Annotated in this window: 21 protein-coding genes and 1 pseudogene; 5 read left to right on the forward strand and 17 right to left on the reverse strand. The window is 63.5% G+C overall.

Going from position 1 to position 19040, the window contains the following annotated elements:
• Positions 1-100 precede the first annotated feature (100 nt).
• Positions 101-499: pseudogene (locus GGR43_RS22280) on the forward strand (GTP-binding protein); the annotation flags it as partial.
• 244 nt (positions 500-743) lie between these two features.
• On the opposite strand, the gene GGR43_RS22285 reads toward GGR43_RS22280, so the two are convergent.
• From GGR43_RS22285 to GGR43_RS22305, 5 genes are all read right to left on the reverse strand, one after another.
• Entirely contained in the window at positions 744-1301 is a 558-nt protein-coding gene (locus GGR43_RS22285; RefSeq protein WP_021688150.1) for a lytic transglycosylase domain-containing protein, read from the reverse strand.
• Complete coding sequence (locus GGR43_RS22290) at positions 1298-1891, reverse strand: restriction endonuclease (RefSeq protein ID WP_021243120.1); 594 nt, start codon at positions 1889-1891, stop codon at positions 1298-1300. The genes GGR43_RS22285 and GGR43_RS22290 overlap by 4 nt, the downstream gene beginning before the upstream one ends.
• A 6-nt stretch (positions 1892-1897) precedes the next feature.
• Positions 1898-4891 carry a MobF family relaxase gene (gene mobF, locus GGR43_RS22295; RefSeq protein WP_021243121.1) on the reverse strand — a complete coding sequence of 998 codons (2994 nt, stop codon included), beginning with the start codon at positions 4889-4891 and terminating at the stop codon, positions 1898-1900.
• Complete coding sequence (locus GGR43_RS22300; protein ID WP_188073968.1) at positions 4888-7038, reverse strand: type IV secretion system DNA-binding domain-containing protein; 2151 nt, start codon at positions 7036-7038, stop codon at positions 4888-4890. The genes mobF and GGR43_RS22300 overlap by 4 nt, the downstream gene beginning before the upstream one ends.
• Positions 7039-7210: 172 nt before the next feature.
• Entirely contained in the window at positions 7211-7510 is a 300-nt protein-coding gene (locus GGR43_RS22305) for a ribbon-helix-helix domain-containing protein (RefSeq protein ID WP_013846862.1), read from the reverse strand.
• Positions 7511-7973: 463 nt separating this feature from the next.
• Here GGR43_RS22305 and GGR43_RS22310 point away from each other — a divergent pair, with 463 nt between their 5' ends.
• Entirely contained in the window at positions 7974-8297 is a 324-nt protein-coding gene (locus GGR43_RS22310) for a hypothetical protein (protein WP_040602414.1), read from the forward strand.
• Positions 8298-8461: 164 nt separating this feature from the next.
• Here the strand turns inward: GGR43_RS22310 and GGR43_RS22315 are convergent, their stop codons facing one another.
• From GGR43_RS22315 to GGR43_RS22325, 3 genes are all read right to left on the reverse strand, one after another.
• A complete protein-coding gene (locus tag GGR43_RS22315) occupies positions 8462-9487 on the reverse strand; it encodes an SLOG family protein (RefSeq protein WP_059140288.1) in 1026 nt (341 codons plus the stop codon).
• 83 nt (positions 9488-9570) lie between these two features.
• Positions 9571-10044 carry a DUF736 domain-containing protein gene (locus GGR43_RS22320; protein WP_021243077.1) on the reverse strand — a complete coding sequence of 158 codons (474 nt, stop codon included), beginning with the start codon at positions 10042-10044 and terminating at the stop codon, positions 9571-9573.
• Between the two features lie 574 nt (positions 10045-10618).
• Positions 10619-10855: a DUF5818 domain-containing protein gene (locus GGR43_RS22325; protein ID WP_021244111.1), complete on the reverse strand. Its 237-nt coding sequence runs from the start codon at positions 10853-10855 to the stop codon at positions 10619-10621.
• Positions 10856-10953: 98 nt separating this feature from the next.
• Between GGR43_RS22325 and GGR43_RS22330 the strand changes: the two genes are divergently transcribed.
• Positions 10954-11349 carry a hypothetical protein gene (locus tag GGR43_RS22330; RefSeq protein ID WP_021244110.1) on the forward strand — a complete coding sequence of 132 codons (396 nt, stop codon included), beginning with the start codon at positions 10954-10956 and terminating at the stop codon, positions 11347-11349.
• Positions 11350-11640: 291 nt separating this feature from the next.
• Positions 11641-11790, forward strand: coding sequence for a hypothetical protein (locus GGR43_RS22335; RefSeq protein ID WP_021244109.1), 150 nt, complete (start codon positions 11641-11643; stop codon positions 11788-11790).
• 24 nt (positions 11791-11814) lie between these two features.
• On the opposite strand, the gene GGR43_RS22340 is transcribed toward GGR43_RS22335, so the two are convergent.
• From GGR43_RS22340 to GGR43_RS22350, 3 genes are all read right to left on the reverse strand, one after another.
• On the reverse strand, positions 11815-12267 hold the full coding sequence (locus GGR43_RS22340; protein WP_021244108.1) for a type II toxin-antitoxin system VapC family toxin: 453 nt from the start codon (positions 12265-12267) through the stop codon (positions 11815-11817).
• Entirely contained in the window at positions 12264-12578 is a 315-nt protein-coding gene (locus tag GGR43_RS22345; RefSeq protein WP_021244107.1) for a type II toxin-antitoxin system Phd/YefM family antitoxin, read from the reverse strand. The genes GGR43_RS22340 and GGR43_RS22345 overlap by 4 nt, the downstream gene beginning before the upstream one ends.
• A gap of 87 nt (positions 12579-12665) precedes the next feature.
• Positions 12666-13268, reverse strand: coding sequence for a hypothetical protein (locus GGR43_RS22350; protein ID WP_021244106.1), 603 nt, complete (start codon positions 13266-13268; stop codon positions 12666-12668).
• Positions 13269-13500: 232 nt separating this feature from the next.
• Here GGR43_RS22350 and GGR43_RS22355 point away from each other — a divergent pair, with 232 nt between their 5' ends.
• Positions 13501-13776, forward strand: coding sequence for a hypothetical protein (locus GGR43_RS22355; RefSeq protein WP_148648540.1), 276 nt, complete (start codon positions 13501-13503; stop codon positions 13774-13776).
• A 38-nt stretch (positions 13777-13814) separates the two neighbouring features.
• On the opposite strand, the gene GGR43_RS22360 is transcribed toward GGR43_RS22355, so the two are convergent.
• From GGR43_RS22360 to GGR43_RS22390, 6 genes are all read right to left on the reverse strand, one after another.
• On the reverse strand, positions 13815-14819 hold the full coding sequence (locus GGR43_RS22360) for a deazapurine DNA modification protein DpdA family protein (RefSeq protein ID WP_021244104.1): 1005 nt from the start codon (positions 14817-14819) through the stop codon (positions 13815-13817).
• 428 nt (positions 14820-15247) lie between these two features.
• On the reverse strand, positions 15248-16333 hold the full coding sequence (locus tag GGR43_RS22370) for a hypothetical protein (protein ID WP_021244102.1): 1086 nt from the start codon (positions 16331-16333) through the stop codon (positions 15248-15250).
• 136 nt (positions 16334-16469) lie between these two features.
• Positions 16470-17018 carry a hypothetical protein gene (locus GGR43_RS22375; RefSeq protein ID WP_021244101.1) on the reverse strand — a complete coding sequence of 183 codons (549 nt, stop codon included), beginning with the start codon at positions 17016-17018 and terminating at the stop codon, positions 16470-16472.
• A gap of 25 nt (positions 17019-17043) precedes the next feature.
• Positions 17044-17445: a hypothetical protein gene (locus GGR43_RS22380; RefSeq protein WP_021244100.1), complete on the reverse strand. Its 402-nt coding sequence runs from the start codon at positions 17443-17445 to the stop codon at positions 17044-17046.
• A gap of 78 nt (positions 17446-17523) precedes the next feature.
• Entirely contained in the window at positions 17524-18039 is a 516-nt protein-coding gene (locus GGR43_RS22385) for a hypothetical protein (RefSeq protein ID WP_021244099.1), read from the reverse strand.
• A gap of 122 nt (positions 18040-18161) precedes the next feature.
• A complete protein-coding gene (locus GGR43_RS22390; RefSeq protein ID WP_021244098.1) occupies positions 18162-18710 on the reverse strand; it encodes a hypothetical protein in 549 nt (182 codons plus the stop codon).
• Positions 18711-19040: the final 330 nt, after the last annotated feature.

The raw sequence follows: 19040 nt of genomic DNA on the forward strand, positions 1-19040 counted from the left end.
GGGCTTCATCTTCGTTCCTTCGTCACTACGACGAAGCCCAAATCCTCCTTAATTCACAACCTCAAATCTGTGCCATTGGCGCTGACGCCGGACAGACCCAGCGAAGCTCCATGCATTCCTGGTTACGGATGGTCTCGACAATGTCGTGCGCGCCAAGGGGCATTTCTGGCTGGCGACGCGGCCCGAGTGGGTGGGCGAGCTGGCCGTTGCTGGCTCGCAGACGATGACCTCGCGCATGGGGTGCTGGTGGGCGAGCATTCCCAAAAACCAATGGCCCGATGATGATCGCTTCGAGCGGTTTGTCGCGGCCCACTGGGACAATGTGTGGGGCGACCGGCGGCAAGAACTGGTGTTCATCGGGATCGGCATGGACGAAGCCCGCATCCGGCCCCGGCTCGATGAATGCCTGATGCCGGTCCGCACGTTCACCCCGGAACTCTGGATGGGCCTGAGGGATCCATTCCCGTCATGGACGCCCGCCGAGGCCGAGGCCGCCTGACACAGGCGCCCTTGGGCCGGGCCGGAGGCCAGGGTGCCGTGCTGGATGGCAGGAACATATGCTAGTCCGCGCCCGTTGCTGACCAAAGTGACATGAGCCTGCCCGCCCTGATGCTGATTATTTCTACGCCTCCCGATTGCCGGACGAGCCCATTGGAGGATCGAGGGCATTCATAGCCGCACAGTGGAGCCGTGTACGATCCGGTCCGGCGCCACTGCCGACCGCGCTCACGGCCTCATCCACTCTACCTCTTTCGTTCCGAACTACGGGGCGCGAACACATCTCTGCCGTATAACTTGCGCATGTGGGTGGCGACCTTGGAGGCATAACTGCGCTGCCGCCACGCAGTGGGACTGTGGTAGATGCCGACCGCCGCCCAATAATTGCCAGTCGCCTCCAGCCCGGAGAGGAAAATCCAGCGTGCGGCTTCGGCGTTGAAGCAGGCGTCGTAGCGCAGCCAGTGTCGGACCTGATGCTCGGGCCTATCGATTACTCGAGCTAGGCGCGGCACCCACCATGTGTTGATCTGGAGTGGCCCGAGATCGTGCGTTCCGTTGGTATTGGCGACCTCTGCGCCGATCCAGCCCGCCTCTTGCTCGCGCAGGCCCCAGAGCGTCTTTTCGAGCCAGCCATAGCCGCGCGCGGCGACGCGAATGCAGCGAGCGATCTCAGCCGCCTCGCCAGGCGCGCCCGGTTTCGCCAGCGCAGGCGCGGGCGTCAGCGCGGCGGGCAGGAACGCAATCGCCGCGAGCACCGTGCCGAACATCGACTGGCGGTTCGGGCCTCGTCGACGACCGCTCATAGCGGCGTCCGATCACGATAGCTGGACGGTGTGCGTCCGACGCGATCCCGCGGCGAGAAGCGGCCGGGTTCGAAGGGCCCGCCAGTTAGAAGCGCCAGCAATCGCTGTCCCGACACGATCTCGATGCCGTCCGCGCCGGAACAGACTGTGCGGCTCATCCCGCCGGTGCGGCCGGTGTGGACAAACATGCCGCGCCGTTTCCGGGTGGCGCAGAGCATAGCGAACTCACGCACATGCTCGGGCTTGATGGCGTCGCGATAGCGCTTCGCCTGGATCAGCCAGCGCTGGCCATCGATGATGACTTCGCCATCGACCCCGCCGTCCCCGGTATAGCGACGATTGCGGATCACGCGGTGCCCGCGCCGCTCGAAGGCCTCCAGCAGCAATTCCTCGAACGCCAGCGGGTCCATCGCGCGAAGCCGTGCATAATGCAGCGCGGCGGGCTGGTCGCGATCGCGTCCGCATAACTGCTCGCACATCGTGCGCGCCTGTCGCCGTCGCCAGCGATGGGTGATCGGTATGCGATAGCTGCGGTATATCAGGGTAAGCAGAGCGGCACCGAATATCGCGATTAGCAGCTGTTCCATCATTCTCTCCTATCGGTCATGTCCACCACCATGACCGCCATGATCATGCTGCGGTTGGGGATCTGGCCTAGCCTCTGACTGTTGGGCAGGTTCGCGAGCGCCGCCGCGATCGGGCTCCGCCGGTGCGTGCTGACGGTCTCGTTCGATCGTGCCGCGCAGGAAGCGGTCGACCAGCGAAGCAGCCTCCTGCGCGCGGCCGGCGAGTATCTCGGCAAGACTGTTCGGGCGGGGTTCGGAGCGGCCCTGCCGTTTCCGCTCGCGCTGCTCCCGCTCGGCCTTGCGGGCGTCGCGCTCGCGGGCATTCTCCTCGCGGGAGCGGTCGTGCCGGTCCTTGTGGCGAAGTCCCCGCATCTTGTGGCTGTCGGCCCTGATCCGGCCGAGCCCTTCGAGCGACGAGGTCTTCTCGCCCGATCGCGAGGCGAGCTTTTCCGCGAGACGTTGCTGGCTCTCGGTCCAGAGCTTCACGCCATAGGCGGCGCGAGTGATGGCGGTGTAATAGTTCTGACCGTTGACGAGGCCGGATTCCACAGGCGCTAGCGCATAGACGCGGTCATAGGTCTTGGACTGCGACGAATAGACGGTTTCCGAATACCCATGATCCCAGGTCCGGTGGGCCGAGAGATCGACCTGCTGGACGCGCTCGCCGCGGTCCCATCTGATCGTCGCGATATTGCCCTCGAGCGCCAGAACGGTGCCGCGTTCGGCATTCTTGACCTCGAGTTCCTTGTTAACCAGCCGCCACTGGATGCGGTCGCCCTGGGCAAGGTCGCGCTTCTCAGGCAGGAACACATTGACATGCGCCGCCTTGCCGAGGCCCGGACGCCATTCGATCTGGCGGCCATGCTCGTCAACCAGGCGCACGACCTGGCGGCCATGATTGTTCCGGCCGACCCCGACGACGCGATAGTCGGCGTCGCGCGCGATCCCCAGCCCGGGATTGTCGCGCGTGAACTTGAGCACCTGGCCCGCGCTGTAGAAGCGCGCCATCTGCTTTTCCTGGTCGGTCAGGCCGGACGGGGTCAGCACTTCGAGCCGATGGTCTTCGGCCGCGACGGTGCCCTCGCGTTTCAGGACTTCGCGGATATGGCTGTTGACGATCAGACGGGTCGCGTTGTCGAGGACCAGGATATTGGTTTCGTCGCGTGTCTCCGGTTTGAGCCGGGTCCAATCGGCGACCATCGCCTTGGCGAGGTTCTCCGCGGTGTCGCCGGTGGTCACGCGATCCAGCGCGGCGAGCGACGCGGCATAGTCGCCCTTGCGCGCCATGTCCGCGGCCTCCTGCGTCGCGTCGGTCAGGTGGCGCCGCGACTCCTTGAGCTGGCTAGTCGGCAGCCCGAGTTGCTGGAGCAGCCAATAGGCCTTGCCCTGCTCGATCGCGCCCGTCTGCTTATTGTCGCCGAGGAATATGAGACGCGCGCCGGTCGCGCGGCTGATCTCCAGCACGCGCAGCGCCTGGCGGTTGCCGAGCTGGCCCGCCTCGTCGAGCGCGAGAATATGCCTGTCGGTAATGCCATAACCGCCGCTCGCGAGCAGCGAGGCGAGCGTGCGGGATTCGATGCCCGCCTTGTGCCCGAGTTCCGCCGCCGCCGAAGAGGTCGGTGCGAGCGCCACGGTGGTATAGTCGTCGCGGGTCGCATCGACCAACGCGGCGACCAGGGTGGATTTGCCTGCGCCGCCGACACCATGCACGCCGACCGCCCGGTTTGTGCCGCTGCCGATGGCGATCAGCGCGGCCGCCTGTTCGGGCTTCAGCCTGGCGGCCGTCGCAGCCTCTTCCAGCCGTTCACGGGTGGCAACCGGCTTCGCATCGCCCATGGCCAGAGACAGATGCTCGGACAGTGCGAGTTCGAGTTTGGCGGTCCGGCGCGATGTCCGGCCGCGCGGAAGCGGCTGGTCGCCGGTCTGGCGCACCGTGACCAGCAGCTTGCCCTTGTTCTCCTGCGCATCGTAGAGCGGCCGCACGTCGCCCAGGCGGACCTCACCGACATGCGATGCGAGCGCGGTGCGATAGAGACGGCCTATATTGTTGACCGCCTCGCGCGTTTCATTCTGGCGGATGCCGAACAGAGCGGCGCGGCGGGCAACGCGCGGATCGGTCTCGATGGTTCGTTCACCCCGCTCCTGCGCCGCGGCCTGGAGCCTGTCGAGATCTTCACGATAGGGTTCAGCACGCACGCGCCATTGCTCGCGCAGGTCATCGAGGCCGATCGTCTCCTTGGCCTTTCGGGTCGCGAAGAAGGAGATCCGGCGCTGGGCCTGTCCCTCAAGCCCGTGCTCCGCGGCATGCTCGTTGATCTGCTCGGCGCGCTGCGAATAGTCACGGATAAGCTGGCCGGGCATGCCTTCGACCTCGAACAGCCCCTTACGCGGATCGAACACGATCTCATGCCCCAGCGCGCGCACGTCGCGGGCAATCTCGTTGCGATAGATCTGACCCATGACGAGCTGCTCGGCATACATCGAGCGCGTCTCGAGACTCGACATGCGGTCGCCATTGAGATGGTTGGTCATGTTGAGAATGACGACATGGGTATGGAGCTGCGGGTCGTGCTCGCGGCTGGCATATTCGGTGAAACGCGCGAACAGCAGCCGGCCCGTCGTCTCGTGGACGATCTCGCCGTCCACCCGGCGGCGCAGCTCGGCATGTTCCTCGGCATAGGCAAGCGCAACCCCGACCGCCCGCTCGTGCGCGGCAAGGATGCGCTCGTCGCCCGTGACCAGCGCCAGGATCGAGATCGACTTGGGCGCGCTGATCGTGAAATCCCAGCCGGGATGATGCTGGATGCCTTCCTTGCGCCGGCGACCGAGCTGCTGGTCGCCGACCTTGCCGGCGAGCAGTTCCTCGAACTGCTTGGGGTCGACAGGCCCGGACAGGCCGAGGCTGGCGGCGAGCTTGCCGCCCCATTCGGAGGGTTCGTTGCCGCCCTTGGTATAATAGTCGCCGATTGTATAGTAGCGGCCGATATTGGCGGGTGTCCCCTTGAGGCGGCGAGGATGGATCATGCCGGCTTCGCCTTCTCACGCGGGCCTTCGGAACGGCCATGGCTGTCGAGCCGCACACGGATCGTGCCGCGCGTCGCCCCCAACAAGGGGATGGGGGTGGCAACCCTGTTCTCCTCGTCGGGATGATCGTCGATCGGCGCTCCCTCGTCCGTCATGCCGGAATCGCTGTGGTCGGTGGGTCCGAACACCTCATCCTGCGGCACGGCGTCCTGGGGATCCGGCAGGCTGGGCGGCTCCTGGGTCGGCTCCCCCGCCGGCGGGGGATTGGCCTCGCCGGTAAAAAGATCGCCTTGCCCCGTTCCGGGAGACGGCGGCGTGTCCGGATGTCCCGGACCCTGCCCTCGCCTCGCGGCCTCCTCCCGCGCCTGGCGCGCGCGGCGCTCTGCCCACGCCTGGGAGATGATGGCCTTGCCGAGCGGCAGCCTTTTGGGGGGCTCGGTGCGTTCAACGAACGCGGCCGCGATCGAAGGCAGCGGATTGAAGCGATCGGTGAAACGGACGACGGGGAGATTGCGCCCGAAACGGAGGAAACCCGAAAGGTTCGGCAGATGGGTGACCTCGGTGTCCAGAACCAGCGGGCGGGTCACCTGCATGCGACTGAGGTTCACCCCGTCGCGCATGTCATTGACGCCGTAGCTCATCCCCTCGTTGGCTTCGACCTGCTCGACCCGGCCAAGGTTTTTGGAGATAAGTTCCGAGGTGTCGCTATCGTTCGCCCGGAGCGCGACCCAGGTCGAGCAGTAGCCGGTGATGGCCGCCGCATCCTCCTTGCCGTAGGTCGCGGTCAGCTGGGGATAGGACTGGAACCCCAATATGCCGCAGCCGCCATATTTGCGCGCACGGGCGAGGAAGTCGGATAGGCTGGGGAGCTTCTGGAGCGTCGGCAATTCGTCAATGACGCAATAGAGCCGCCGGTCGCGGTCGGGCGTGAGGCTCATGATCGCGCTGATCGCGATGTCGAGCCAGACCGTGATCAGGGGGCGCAGCGAAGGAAGCTGGTCGGCCTTGACGGTGACGAACAGCCAGCTGTCGTCCTTCTCGTCCTCGACCCAACGCCGGATCGAGAAGCCGTCCTCGGTATCGTCGAGATAGGCGAAGCTGCGCATGACCGAGGCAAGCTCGGCCTGGACGCCGGCCGAGGTGCGCTCCCCCTCGGCGGAGATGAAAGCGGCGGCATCGGTGCCCTTCACATAGGCGGCAAGATCGGCGAGCGGGGAACGCAGCACCCGATCAAGCAGGACCGAGATGAGCGTGTGCTTCTGCCGCGCGAGCTTGCGCAGGACCGCGACCAGCGTGCCGCGCGCGGCCTTGCTCCAGAACGGATCGCCATGTTTGTCGGGGATCGTGGATTCCGCGATCTGGTCGTAATGATACTCCCGCGGAACATCGACCCAGGGACTCCAGATGTCGGTGCGCTTGTCGAGCGGGTTGAGCAGGATGTCCCTGCCGGGGCGATAGAATTTCTCGACGAAGCTCCCGGCCGTGTCATAGACGATCGCCCGCTTACCCTGCTTGCGGATGCCTTCGAGCATGGTGGTGATGAGGTTGGTCTTGCCCGTGCCGGGCGCGCCGACCAGCAGGATATGTTCGGGCTCGAAGGCTTCCGGCACGGCGACGCCGCCGATTGTGAGCGCCCCCTTCTTCTGCCCTCGGAGCGCGCGCCGCACTTCCGAGGCCGTCCCGAAGCGGGCGCCGCGCAGATATTCGTTGGAGCCGAGCCCCTTCCCGGTTCGGGTAAAATAGAACCAGGCACTGACCAGTCCGAAGAGGGCGACCACACCGGCAATGGCCGCCCCGTGGATGAGGTCCTTTTCGAGCTTGTGGAGCGCCTGCTTCGCGACACCGGAGTCGGCGAGGGTGTCGGCCGAGGTCCAGTATTGGCGCCCGTCGGGGGTGCGGAACAGCACCGGGTCATTGGTCCCCGGCGCCGCATCCGCCTTGATGGTCGCCTCCACCAGCTTGGCGAGGACGAAGCGCTGATAGTCGGTCGACTTTTCGAACGCATACCAGCCGGTCCCCATCAACCAGAGGATCAGCCCGGCCAGCACGGTCTGGAAAAAGACCTGGGTGGTCATGCGGACATTGTGGACGATCGCCTGCCCGCCCCGCGTCCAGCTCCCCAACGTGTCGTTGCGGAAGATGCTCATGGCCGGCCCCTCCCCCGAACGGCTGGCGGTGCGCTACGGCATGCCCCCCGATTTGGGATGGCCCTGACCGGCAGGGAATAATCGCAGGCAATCGCGCGGCCGGACGGGAAGCCCGCCGAGGGGGAACGCGAGGCCGGGCATGTGTCCGTGAGGTGGGGATCCGCGCGCCGGGTCATGGCTGTTCGTCCGGTGAGAGCAGCCCCTTTTCGAGGAGCAGCGCCCTGGCGTCGGCCATGCCCTGTTCGAGCGTCTCGGGCGACCGGCGTCGCACCGATGCCGCGAGGATAGAGAGCGTCTGCAGGACGCAGGAGAGGATTTCGTCCTGCGTCGTGTAGACGTAGCCGCCGCGGGGATCGGCGGTCTGGTCGATCGCGGGGCGGAGGAGTTCGGCGACGCTGACGCCGACTTTACGGGCACGGCGCTGCAGCCGCTCGTAAAGGGCATCGTCGATCCGGATTGTGACCCTTGCCAAGGTGATGCTCCGACTGGAGCTTCGACAAGGAGGTCACGACGCACAGCAACTATAGCGCAGACAAGCGACGATCACAATAAAATCAGCGTGGCGGACGTGTCTGCCAGCCGGAAACGACGGAATTGCGGGGCTTTTTCGGGCAATAGTACTGAGGCGGCAGACGCGTCAGCCAAATAACGTGAAATCTGGCTGACGCGTCTGCCAACGGAAACCATTGATTATAGGGCAGTTTCAGGCCACAGCACCCGTGCGTACGGTGCATTACAAACCGCGAAGCGCGTGCGTCGCTTGCCCGCAGCAACGGAGTTGCTGCGTCATCCCTACCGCTGCCGGGCGCACCCATTGCGGTGGTGGTCGATGTGGGGAGATAGGCCGCGCTATGCGGCGGGTCGCTTGTGGCGCGGGCGCGCCTGTGCGACAAGGATCGCGTGACGAGCGGGCCAGCCTGAGAAGGAAACTGGTCATGCCTAAAATGTCTGAACGCGATAGGCTCGCTGATCTGGAAGATCGCGAAAAGAGAATTGCGGTCGAGAAGGCCGCGCTACGCAAGCGGCTGCGCGATCGCTATGCGGCAATCGTGACGGCGCTGCCGGTCGAGCAACTGACGGAACGCGAGTTCCGGGACGTGCTGGGTCATGTGCTGCGGCTGGGTGGCGCTGGCGCGCTGGCCGCGCTCAAGGGGGTATCGGCTGCGCCCGATGTTTCCCGTTCGGGGAAACCGCCAGCCGCGCCAAGGCCCGCAAAGGGGGATGATGGCGGGGCGCTCGGCTCGTCCGTGGGGGTGTGAACCTGTGGGTCTTTCCCCTTTTGGTTCCTCCCGCCGCCGCGCCGTCAGGCGCGGCGGCGGCCGGTGGCACGACAAAAGGCCAACGCGCGGGGATGCGCGCCAGCCTTGGCGGGTCTGTAGTGATGGGTGGCGCGGCGCTGGGGGAAGCGCCGCGCCGTCTGGTTTCAGGCGGTGCGCCGTGCTTGCCTGAACGTATCACCCTCGCCGTCCTGCGGCTTGCGGGATGCGGGGGCATCCTTGGGCTTGCGGAAAGCATGGATGGGAACGCCCTGTTTCCGCATCGTCTGATAGAGATTGGCTTGGATGCCGGACCCTTCGCAAAGGACGGCTTCCACCGGCTCAAGCTCGCCCATCTTGCGGTTGCGCTGATAGGGAGCCTTGCGCCCGCCACCATAGAGGCCATAGGCGACAACGGGGACGCCTTCCCGCGCTGCCCATGCCGCCGCGATGGCGTCCGCCCCTTTCCGTTGCCCGGTGGTAACAAGCGTCATATGCGGAACACGGGCCTTGATCTCGCTTAGCTTCGCCCAAAGCGGTTGCCATTCCTCCCATACGGCTGGGCCGGAAAAGATGACGACGGGGCCTTGCGGCTGGTGCTTCTCGCGCTTGGCAAGGGCGCGCTCCTGCAAGAAATCCAGCGCATTGATATAGCTTGCGGTGGTGACAGATGACGCCTTGCTGCCCTTGGTCGGTGCCCATGCGCGACGCCAACAAGCGCGATACATGGCGGCGGCATAGTCGCGCAATGTCTCGATGGCTGCGCGCTGTTCGGCCAGCGAGCGGCATTGCAACTGGGTATCCTCAAGGTCTTTGTTGAATACCTCGCCCGGTTCCATGCGCCGCGTCATGTCGCGGATTTTGTCGGCAAGCCTATCCTCTTGGCGCTCCACCGTTCCGGCAACGAAATGGAAGCTGTTGACGATACCCCAAGCGATTTGCGGGGCGAGCGGGTCAAGCCGCGTGTCGGTCAAGAGGCAGTAAAGCGACGTGATAAGTTCGCCGCATACCTTCTGCGCGGTGAACGGTTCGGGCATGGTGTGTTCGCCCGGTTCGTCGCCGGGTTCGATGATGGACAGCGGCAGCGGATCGCCAAAGGATGCTTCAAAGGCAGGGTTTGCGGTTTCCTCCGCGATAAGTTCCGGCAGGTCCGCAAATGTGCTAACGGTTTTCTTAGCTGACTTCTTCGTCATGGGTCTGACTCCTGATGGCAGGATGATCGGTTAGGGTCCGGGGAAGCGGTGCAACGCTCCCCCGGCCCGTCTCGGCCTAGCCCCTAGAACGCAACTTCATCGTCCAGATCGGCGGCGGCTCCTTGGCTGGACAGTCCGCCGCTTTCATCGGCGGTGCTGTCACCGAAACCGTAGTCGTCGCCACGGTTGCCGGAAGGCGCATTGTCGCGGGTGGCGCGAATGGCGGGACCGAAATCGTCGCGCTCCGGCCTGCGCCATGCCACCCGATAGCCTTCCTCCACCGAGCCGAAAAGCGCGATGGGCAGGGCTTCGGGCATCGACGGGTCATCAACATGGCCTTGCAGGAAAACCTCGCCGGTTTTCTTGGCGACGGCTTCCCAAAGCGCGCCGACCTGAACGACACGGCCCCCGACATTGGGCGCGATGATTTCATAAGCCGGGGCCAGTTCGTTTTCGCTTTCCACCGGGCGCAAGGCCAGCTTGGGCAGGTCGATTGCGCGGGTGGCAATCCACCCGATGATGCGGCCCTTGTTCAGGTTAAACTCACCGATATTCATAGCCTTTACTCCAAACGATGCATCCGGGGCCAATCCCCATCAGCACCTATACTTATACCCCCTCCCCCTTTTTGAGTATATGTCATTGTTTTCTTGACAGTATTTCATCGCATTTGGTGAGCCAGAGCCAATAAAACGGACGCGGCAGCGTCCCGAACAAAGAAAAGTATGGCGAAGCCATTCCTTCCTGATCAGCGGAGGACGCGACGGTGGCCGTCTGTCATCGCATTCGGAGCCGCCGTCGCCGGGGCTCAAGGGTCAGGGCTGGTCGGGGCAAGCAAGGGACGTCGCGCTGCGGCCTTTAGAAAAGCTTGGAGTAGAAGGGGCCTGCCGACCGCTTACCCCAAGCGACAACGTCGGCAGGCCCCTTCTACTCCTAGGTTTTCTTGGCCGGAGGCAGCCCTTGCTTGCCCCGACCAGCCCTGGCACGCCGAGACCCTGCGAGGCGGCGCAGAATGTGATGACAGACTGCGTGCGACGCTGATTGCGGGCCGAGGCGTCCTCGCCGAGGCCCGCGGCGACGGTTCCCCAAACGCGATGCCCGAGGAGAGATCGGAGCGTGCCTTTGGGGTTGCTACGCTGGCCCGAGCCAGAGAACGTCGAGGAGGCTGCTGCTGGCCTTGCGTGCCTCGACGATGACAGTGGCGTCCACCAGCGGCGGGAAATCCTGCGCGCCATTGAGACGCCAGACGTGGCCATCCTCCATCTCGAGGAGGAAACCGCGCTCGGATCGGCGCAGCTGTCCACGGAGGCGCAGAGGCGCGGCCGCCATGGTCACGGCGCGGGGTGCCGGCCGATCGGGGCGGCCCATGCGGAAGCGAAACTCATGATCGCGATCCTATTGCGGGCATCATTCCGATTGTAAACATGTTCGACCTATGTTCTATTCATGGATGAAAGGACTTTCCCATGATCGCGGACTATCTCGCCACCTTCGATTTCAACCTGTCGCTGATCGATGCAGTCAACGACCCCGATATCGCGGATGTGCGCAGCCAGATCGCCGCCCTCGCGCTCGGGGAAGGTCTCGACAGCGGCTACTATGCCACGCAAGAACTGGCTGAGGCCTTTCTGGAGGCGGCTCGCGAAGCCAATGCCGAGATCACCGATCCCCATAGCCCGGCGCGGGAAAAGCTGGTGGATATCCTCGATAGCGGTCCACCCTATCAACGCAGCCTGTTCGACGCGGTAGCCACGTTGCCGTTGGCGGACGCGGCCAGCCATCTCGCCTGGCTTACCAGCGTAATGCGTGATCGCGCGGATATGTATCGGCCGGTCGAAGCGGCGCGTCTATCGACACGCTGAATATCCCGTCCCCACCTGCGGCATCCGGTAATTTCGCACGGAACCGATTGGCAGTTGCTGCCCGATTGGGTTAGAGGGGCGGGTCCGCCGGTGGTGGGCCGGAGAGTAGAAACTCCGAACAATAGAGTCGGCGCATGCCTTGCGGCCGGATTGCCTGATTATGTCCAGGCTCCGGCTAAAGATCAGGCACGCGTTCTATTGTTCGCGTCTTTCTACCGTCCGGCTCAGGGGCCGGCATCCTCCTCCGGGGGGGTGCCCGCCGACTGAGCGCGACGGGACGGAGAAGCACAGATGACAGACGAAGAGCCAGGGCTGGAAAACGCCATCAAGCACATGGAGGCGGCACTCGAATGCCTCGTCGACCCTAAGGACCAGGTGGTGGCGATACGGCTTTCGCACGCGCTGGATCTGGCGCGGGAGCGATTGCTCGAAGGGGCCTGAGGAAGGATCTCATTCCCGAACTGGTCAGGATAGCGCCAGAGTTGTGGGATCATCCTCCCACGGATTGAATATGGCTGCGCCGCTGTGACGCACATCCTTGACGTTGCGAGTCACGAGATAAAGCTGGTGCTCAATCGCGGTGGCCGCCAGCATTGTGTCGACAACGCCCGGCGCATGGCCCGTCCCTAGCTTGACGTCGCCGGAGATTGCTCCCCATCGCCGGATAATCGCGTCATCAACGGACAGAATGCGACCTTTGAAACGCGCTTCGAGCGCATCGCGAGCCCCGATATAGCGGGGCCGCTCGGGATGGTTCGCGGGTATGGCGTGGATTCCCTTGTCATATTCGCCGAGCGTCAGGATGCTGAGGAACAGCGCTTCTTCGGGCTGCTCCGACGCCCATGTCTTCACGCTCGGCGCGCCGTTGGGATTTATGAGGGCGGCAATCACATTGGTGTCGAGAAGCCAGCCGATCACAAGACGATGTCCCGTCCGCTATCGCGTTCGCGCGTCAGATCGACGCCTTCGAGGTGCAGTCCTTCGAGAAAGGCGACAAGCGGCTTCTTGCGTTCAGGCGGCAGCAATCTTTCGAGTTCGTCGGCGCTGATGATAACGACGGCATCCTTGCCGCGCACCGTGACGCGTTGCGGCCCTTCGCTGCGGGCCAGGCGAACCACCTCGCTGAACCGCGCCTTGGCGTCTTCGAGCTTCCATCCGCGCGCCGCTGGTGGAAGCCTGGAACCACCTTTGCGTGCGGGGCCGTCACCGGCGCGTTTGGAGGTAGTCATGAAAATTCTCCATCTGACTAGTTAGTCAGATATAATGATCCAGCGGTATCGGCGCAAGCTCGATCCGGCATCGGTAGGCCATGTGTGTCATGCCGGCCTGATCCAGTCGCGGGCGGGTGCCCATCCGAGAATGTCACTGCCGCTGTCGCTGACGGCCTCGCCCGATATGTCCCGCCAGGGCGATCGAGGCCGATAGACCGGCATGTAACGGGCGGTGAGCACTTCGAACGTCGAGCAGATATAGCCGCTGAGGCGGATGGCAAGAACGGGTCGATCGTCGTCCGGAAGGCCTGTGAAGACTGAAAGGAAGCCGGGCGGGATAGGGAAGAGTGTGCTTTCGATCATGGCGCGGGCAAGCCGCGTCTCCAATTCGCCCGCTTCGGAGCCCCAGGGATGCGCATCGATGTCGAAGCGATCGGCGCTATCCGGCGACGGACGGATCGAGAATTCACCAGACCAGCAGCGACTGTCCGGGTTCAACGCGGCGACCTCTGCCTTGGCGGCGTTATTGCCCGTGTCGGCACGAAACCAATCCGCCATCGCCGGCGTAAGCTGGCCGGTCAGGGCCCACGCCTTGATAGGGTCTGGATCACGCTCGGGAAATTCGACAAGCCACCATTCGGCGCGATGATGGAGAATCACGCCATAGCAATGACGCTCGGTCGAATTGGATTCGGGACACTGGGTCACGGATACCTCCTTTTTGCGGGCTTGAAGGCGACAATTGCCCCCACCGGCACAGCCAGGCCGTACGGCGACGGTGATCAGTGGTTGCAACCGGGCGTCGTTCACGCCAATCTGGCGGTCAGCCTTGTGAATTCGCAGCGACAGGCGTAATCGGAGCGCCTCGAACCTGCGAACGGGCGGCCGCCTATCGCCGCTTCTGAAAAAGAAGCAAAGTGCTCCGACAGGGATGCTCGTGATGAACCTGCCTATCGTGTATCAGCCGCATGCCGTTTCTGATGACAACACAAAGAGCTTCATGCTCTTTATGGCGGATGCCTGGGCCAAGATGCAGCCGAAGAAGCTAACGCTCGCAGATATGGACGAGTATTGGAACTTCGGTCGGGATGACGAGGTGATGCGGGCGGTCGGCGATATCGCGAAGGCGGGCGACGAGATGATTCGATCGATGAGCAAGACCCCTCCGTGGCGGCCTCGATCTTATAGGCCGGTGAGTTGTTCGCACACCGAATAGGTCAGCGACCGAGGCTAAATTCACCAGGACCTGCGTTACTACGTGGCGCTATAGATTTCAGCCGCCCACTGCGCGATCCACCCTTCGGTGATTTGCTCGTGCGCGATCTCACCTTGCTCGATCAAAGTGCGGATTTGCGCGCGGGCGAGATCGAGTGCTCTGTCCCATGCGTTTCCGGCTGATGGCGGACGTTGCGCGAGCGGCAGATGATGCTGGAATGCGGCGTCGCCTCCGTCGAGCCGAGCCTGTTGCCGACGCTGCCACCGCTCCATGTGACCGGCAACGAACTCGTCGGTCTTCGAAAAGCCTTCGCGCCACGCCTCGATCCTCGCGACCAGAGAATAAGCGCAGGAATCGAGGCTGGTGACGCGATGTGCAAGCGGTCGCAAATAACGGAGGGCTGTTCCCTTCACACCGAAAAGGTGAAAACGAAGCGCGGGGTCCGCGCCTCGGTCGAGCCGGCTTAGCACCGCGAGAAGCCCATCAGGACCAGACAGCGCGCGGCGACACATGGAGCCGATACCGACAACCATGTCTGGCCGCAGGATACCGGCAATGCCGTCGAGGCATCGCAGATAGTCGTCGGGATGCCGTCCCTGGATGACCGGCATGAACCGGGTGTCGATTCCGCGATCGGCGGCTCTTGCATGACAGGCATGATTGAGCGCTACGGTGCGCGAGATACGGTCGAGGACTTCGTCGCGGTCGCGGGCGATTTCCGCCTCGGTGCACAGGTCGAGGCTTGCGAAGCGCCGAAACGGGTAGCTTGCGGCCAGTTCGATATAGTCATCGGCCGTCCACGGTAGCCCACGGTAGCGCTGAGCGACGACAAAGCCCGCGGAATCGAGGTCGATCGAGACCAGGCGGGAGGCATTGGCCAGCGAACGAAGGTTCCAGCCCATCCAGCGCGCATAGCCCTCGCGACGATCCCATCGCGACAGCGCGTTCGCTGAGATGAGGACCGGATAGCGCATCTCGATCGCGCGCTGGAGAAGCGGGCCATGATTGAGATGCGGGAGGCCGACGATGATCTCTATGTTCATGCTAGTCTCCGCGACGTCACGCTTCTCAAGCGAAGGGTCGGTGAGACGAAAGGCGGTTACGCAGGCGGGAGCCGGAAATCCTCCTGCCCTTCTAGAACCAGCTATTGCAAAGGTTGCAACGGCTCCACCAGTAACCGTGCTTGTCGCCGACCTTATAGGCGTTGATGTTGAACCGCTTGCCTGTAGGGCTCGTGGGATCATCATAGCACTCGGCTGCGCCGCAGTTGGGACAGGTGATGCTGTCGGTTACGATGATTTCGGGGGTGTTCGTGGTTCGCTGGCTGCTGGACATGGTTGGTGAACTCCCAAATGAAACTCATCCACCAACCACCCCCTTTCCCCCTGTGGAGAACGCGAAGGGCGCCATGTTGCCGCCCTGTTGTTGCACCAGTCTGCCGCGCCAATGAGCGGATCGATATGGGGCCGGGTTAGCCCAACCGGGTCACCAGCGCATGAGCATCGGCTTCGCAGGCCGCCGCCCCGAGCCAGACGGAACTGCCATCGCGGCGTCCGGCATAGAGTCCGAAGAACTGCGGCGCGACACCCACCGTTTCGGCGGACATGCGGGCGCGCGAGTCCTGCACCAGGCCAACGATATCGACGTGGCCATTCCAGTCGACAGGCAGGGGCAGCAAGGGACTGAATGCCTGGTTCTTCGAGAGCCCCTCGGACCATTCGGGATGATGATCGTCGAGAAAGGCGGCCACGACGCGGAATGCGCCGCTGTGGTCATTATGGATCGCCTCCAGCAGCGGAGGCATCGCGAGCAGCTCGTCCATCATGCCCCGCACATAGATTTTGAACGCAGGATCCTGCCGTCGGCTCCGTGTGGCGGAAGCGAGCGCCGTCTGGAGTTCGAAGAGTTGGGCGCGGGCGTGCGCGAGCGGCGTTCCGGTCGTCAGGTCGGGTCGATCGAAGATGTTCCCGAAGCGCACGCCCGTCGGCGCAGTGCAGGTCTGTTCGAAGATGGTGACCGAAAGAGCGTCCCAGCCTGCGGTCGATATGGCTTCCCTATCCGTATAGAAGTCGGGCTCCATGCCGGACAATTGATCGAGGGCATCGACCCGTATCCGGGCATCGGCAGTCCGACACGAACCTGCTTTGATATCCTTTTCAAGCGCGATTTGGAGTTCGATTGCGGGAAGCGCGATACGCCAAGGACGATTGGCGGGATCATGAGGAAACAGGCCGCGCCTTTCGATCAGCCGGTCGATCTGGGATGCATCGCGTTCATCGGATCGTTCCTCGAACATGTCGGCGGCAAGGGTATGCCAGACGGAAAGCGTGAATGTGTCGAACGGAACGACCTGGCGCGCGGCCATGCAGTCGTCCTCGCTTTCCATATATTCGGCCCAGAAATCACCTTCGCCAAGCGCGTCGTTTTCGGGATTATAGGCAAGCTTGCGCGCAACCATCAGTTCGTTGCTGGACAGCGCGACAAGATCGGCGGACGGCCGAGAGATGATGTCGGCGGTTGCTTCCGTCGTGAAACCGGATAGCTGATGGGTGGGCATGGGCTGTTTCCTTATGGAGATCGGAGGATCCACTATGGCTCCCTCGCCCATCACCTCTTTCCTCCCCTCCTGCGGCCCAGGACTGTTCGCTGCGGTCAGTTGCTCATCCAGAATAGGGGCAAGTCAGGCAGCCTGATCACGCCCGGCCCGCCGTGCCGGCCAGCGGCTGGATGACCTTGACGTCCGCCAGTTCGCCGAACGCGGCAATATGCGCCTTCAGCGCCGCTTCCAGGCCTTCCCGATCGTCGAACGCCTCCATCGAATAGGCCCGGCGCGCGAGAGCATCGGGGTCGGTGCCGAACATCCGCGCAAAGTGCCGCGGCCAGTGACAAAGCAGGATCCATGGCCAGCCCGGCTCAGGGGGCGAGAATTCGAAGAAGCTTATCTCTCCCGCCTCGCGGCAACTGGGTTTGCGATCGAGTAGATCGGGTGCTCGCAGGCCGTCCCGGTCCACGGTGAGGAACGCTTCGAACGCGGCAAGCTCCTCATCGGTCTCGATCATGACGATATAATAGCGATCGAGTGCGAGCCCCTGCCCCGCGAGACGCGGCGGAATGTCGATGACCATCACCGCCGGAGCGGTGACGAGCGGCATGGCATAGAGGCGGCGTCTGGCGGCAAGCTCGTCTGACAGGCGCATGGCGGGATTCCCGAAGATGTGGTTGCTGTGAGCGATCGCGCTCATCGTATCGAATGGGCGGAAAGACAGTCTACAGGTCCGACCGGCGCCAGACATCCCTGGTGCTATCCGCGTGGACGGCAATGAGGCCCTGTCCATCTAACTCGGCCTGGACGCAGCAGACAAGGTCGCCGGTTTCCCCGATGCCGGGCCGTTCGTAGATATAGAGGTCGAACAGCGCACCTCCGTTCGCAAGTATATGGCGCTCGCGGATGCGCGACCAGGGGAACGTCTGATTGAGATCGGTGTCCGCCCAATCCGGGTCGGCGCTGATCGCACGGATATTGAGGGCAGCGTTGCCGGTGGTGAGGCTGAAGCGCTCGGCGATCTCGATCGCAAAGCGGCGGACGGAACTGTGGCGGCGGGCGATACGCTCGGCGACGTCTCGCAGCTGCCGGACGTCATCGGCGGACAATCGAATGGATTCGGTCATCGATGGCATCCTTGTGATGGAAGTTCGAGGCTGGGGGCGGGTTCTAGCGAGGCGTGCAACCACCATTCCGCAGTGATGTCAGCCGAGACGGCCGGAGGCCAAAAACGCCATCCTTTGCGCATCACTGGCAAGGGTCACGAAACAGTCGTCAGGGCGAAGATAGACGACGACATACCGCCCGCGCTCGCATAGTCGCCGGATGTTGGCGCGACTGCCCTGGCTCGTTCCGTCCCATATGACGAACCCGACACCGGCGAGGCGACACATTTCCCGATCTTTCGCGCTGTGGAAGGCGCGCGTACCCGCAGGAGCATCTGCTCGGATCTGCCGGACCGGCCATATGCCGATATTGTGCCGGGGGACGGAACCTCCGCAGAAGATCGTGACGTGACGCACACCGCAATCGGCGAGGAATCGCTGGACCGCTGCATCCGCGCCAGATGCGTCGCCAATCACGACGGGCAACTCCTTTTCGATGACGACGCCGAGCCGCTTCATTACGCAGGCCGGAAGCTGCCGGATGGAAAGCGATCCGGAGATGAATATGGGTGGCGTGGATACGCGATGGTATGTGGCAAAATCGCTGGCGGTCATAGCAAGCTCCCAGGGAAGTTCACCGTCAGCCCCTCCTACTCCCCTCCTTGCGGGCCCTTTCGCAATGGCCGATCCTGTGGTCACCTCCGAGGGCGCGCGCATATCTTGCCAGCGCGATCCCGTCATTCCCGATGTTGCGCGATGATTCGTCGGGCGAGCACCTCGATTTCCTGACGATCGGCGGTCTGCGTGCAATCACCCGGATAGACGATGAGATCGTCCGCCGCGGCGCTGCCCTTGCTGATGAATATCCGCCAGACATTATGGCGAATTTCTGCCTGCTCACGCGCTTCGGTTAGAGGATTCAATAGATCCGCCCACTGGTGCCGGTCGGGATCGTCCGAAAGATCGGTCCAGTCGCTCAACATCCCCCAAACCGTATAGCCGTCGATCTGTGCATGATGCTCGCGTGCTGCGCGTCGCTCGGCCTCGCGTTTCGGTGCGTCGCGTCTTGCCTTGGCCTCCGCCTGTTTCCAGCGGACCGACGACAGCCCCTGTTCGAGGCCCTTGATGACGTCGGCCGCCAGGGCTTCCTGCCGCTTTGGCACGATATAAGAATGGTGTGCGGCCGCGATCTGTTCGGCGCCATATCGCGCGAGCGCAAGCAAGGCTTGCAGCTCGGTCTTGCTCAGAGTGACCCGAAGGCCGCTCGCCATCGCGTGCGTTTTCATGGGCAGCGTTCCTTGTGCCAAGGTTTGAGGCCCGCGAGCGGGAGCTTGTATTCCCGCACGGTGTGATGACGCTCCTCGGAAAAGAAACCCCAATGGCCGGTCGATGAATATCGCAGGAAGAAGAACTTCTCGTTCTCCTCGGTGTTGATTGCCACTGAGAGTTGACCCGGGAAGGGGCGATATTTTCACTGAGAACTGACCCATGTTGAACTCACCCCTGGCTTTGACGAGCGAGGGTGTCCGGCGTCAGCGCCAATGGCACAGATTTGAGGTTGTGAATTAAGGAGGATTTGGGCTTCGTCGTAGTGACGAAGGAACGAAGATGAAGCC

The organism is Sphingobium jiangsuense, from assembly GCF_014196495.1.
Taxonomy (GTDB): domain Bacteria; phylum Pseudomonadota; class Alphaproteobacteria; order Sphingomonadales; family Sphingomonadaceae; genus Sphingobium; species Sphingobium jiangsuense.